2 protein-coding genes are annotated in these 1872 nt (G+C 60.1%); both read right to left on the bottom strand.

Going from position 1 to position 1872, the window contains the following annotated elements; all coding sequences use genetic code 11:
* Nucleotides 1–148: 148 nt before the first annotated feature.
* Nucleotides 149–1570 carry a tyrosine--tRNA ligase gene (gene tyrS / locus ACFWPJ_RS31730; protein WP_378857048.1) on the bottom strand — a complete coding sequence of 474 codons (1422 nt, stop codon included), beginning with the start codon at nucleotides 1568–1570 and terminating at the stop codon, nucleotides 149–151.
* Between the two features lie 12 nt (nucleotides 1571–1582).
* Nucleotides 1583–1768 (bottom strand): hypothetical protein, encoded by a 186-nt coding sequence (locus ACFWPJ_RS31725; RefSeq protein WP_378857046.1) that lies wholly within the window; start codon nucleotides 1766–1768, stop codon nucleotides 1583–1585.
* Between the last annotated feature and the right edge of the window lie 104 nt (nucleotides 1769–1872).

The following is a 1872-nucleotide window of genomic DNA, read 5'->3' as shown; positions in this document are numbered from 1 at the left end:
GGTTGGGGGGGAGTACGCCCGCCTCGGAAGTGATCGCCGACGGCGCGGGCGATGAGTAGGAACCGAGGAGCCGACAACATATTCGAATCAGGGAAATCGCAAGCGGCAAACGCCGCGTCGAAGTGTAGTCGCGGAGGTGGATTGCACGTCAGCACAATTCGATGAGCGCACGTCCGCACTTGAGGAAGCAGCGCACCTGTGGCTGGTCCATGTTCGAGGCGTATGCGGCTGCCAGATCGGAGACCGTGGCCTTGACCTCGCTGTCGTTGAGCGTCACGGATTCCTGTTGAGCGGCCCCGGACTCGATGACGAGCTTCAGACCACCGTCCCTGGCAATCCGACGGACCTGGCCGATGCTGGGGACGAGTCTCGCGATGTCGACGAACAGTTCGGCGACAGTGACACTTCCGTGGTGGTCTGCCTCGATCGACAGGATATCTGTTGCGTCCGAGAAGCGTTTGCGTGAGAACTGAGCCTTGAAGCCTGACCGGCTGGCCTCGCCGGCCTCGGGTCCGTGGATCGCGCCGGTGACGTCGGATGCGAGAAGAATCTTGACCCACATCGGATGAATCTGCTTGTCCTGCAACATTTCCTGTAGGAGCGCAATCTCGGGGTCGAGGAGCTCGGTGAGCGCCGCCAGGTAGTCGGGCAGGAGCCTATCCGCGGCCGACATGAGCTTGCCGAACATATCCTTGGGTTCGAACGCCAGCCCGACGTAGTTTCCTTTGCTCTTGCTCATCTTGGCGCCCGAGCCGTCTGTTCCCTCGATCAGCCCCGTCGCGAGGATGATTTCCGGATCCTGCCCGTGGTTCTCCATGACGCGACGGCACATCTGCATATTCAGCAGTTGGTCCAAACCACCGATCTCGATGTCGGCGTTGATTTCCACCGAGTCCAGCGACATCACCACCGAGTACACCAGCTCTGCCATGGACAAGCCGCTACCGGCGTCGAGGCGATTACGGAAGTCCTCCCGCTGCAATGACACCGACAGTGGTAGCCGCTCCAGGATTCCGATGAACTGCGGCAGGCTGAACTGGGCGAGCCATTCGCTGTTGAACCGGAAGTCGGCGTGGTCGAAGTCGAAGAACGGGGTGACCTGGTCGCGGTAGGACGTCAAATTGCGGCGGATGTCGTCATCGGTCAGCGGTGGCCGGTCGGCGACTCGTCCGGTGGGGTCGCCGATCTTGGCCGTGATATCGCCGACGATGAACACCACTCGGTGTCCCATTCGTTGGAATCGGCTGGCGACGATCATCGGGACGGCGTGGCCGACGTGCACGTCAGCAGCTGTGGGGTCGATTCCGAACTTCACAATCAACTGGCGGTCGGTCGCAGCTGCCATGCGATGGGCCAGGTGGTCTACAGACGGCAGCAGGGCTTGGGTTCGCGCGGCGATCAATCGGGCTTGATCAACGGTCGGCAGGTCCGACAGATCCATGGTGCGTCGTTCGGCCAGAATCTTCAGCACAGCATCGAGGTGCGGTCCGTCACGCAGATCGGGTGCGGCCTCTAGGATGCCGATGAGTTCTTTGTGCGAGGCGCCGAGACGAGTGTTGGTGTCCAGCATGGGGTTTCCTGTTCACAGTCGGATGCGATCGGCGGCGGTCGTCTCGATGGTGTAAACTACCTCGAGGGTGTGTGCGCGTTCGATGGCAAACGACTGTGGAACCTCGGCAGGCAGAGGTTCGACCTTGGTGATGATCGGCAGGAAATCGCCGGGATGGCGTGCCAGGAGGTCGAGGGCCTCGGCGAAGTGGTTTTCCAATTCGTTTACCCTATATTCCTTGCTTCATCGGAGATTTGTTTATTTCTACCGAAGCTTTAGAACCGATATATCTGAAGTCGCTTTAGAGGGGTATAAACCAAGAT

Origin of the sequence: Nocardia sp. NPDC058497, from assembly GCF_042720195.1 — a bacterium.
GTDB lineage: Bacteria > Actinomycetota > Actinomycetes > Mycobacteriales > Mycobacteriaceae > Nocardia.
This window is presented reverse-complemented; position numbering and strand designations above follow the sequence as displayed.

What these genes read in the sequence shown, in the direction of transcription:
- tyrS (WP_378857048.1), bottom strand. Translation starts at nt 1,570, where the DNA reads ATGCTGGACACCAACACTCGTCTCGGCGCCTCGCACAAAGAACTCATC.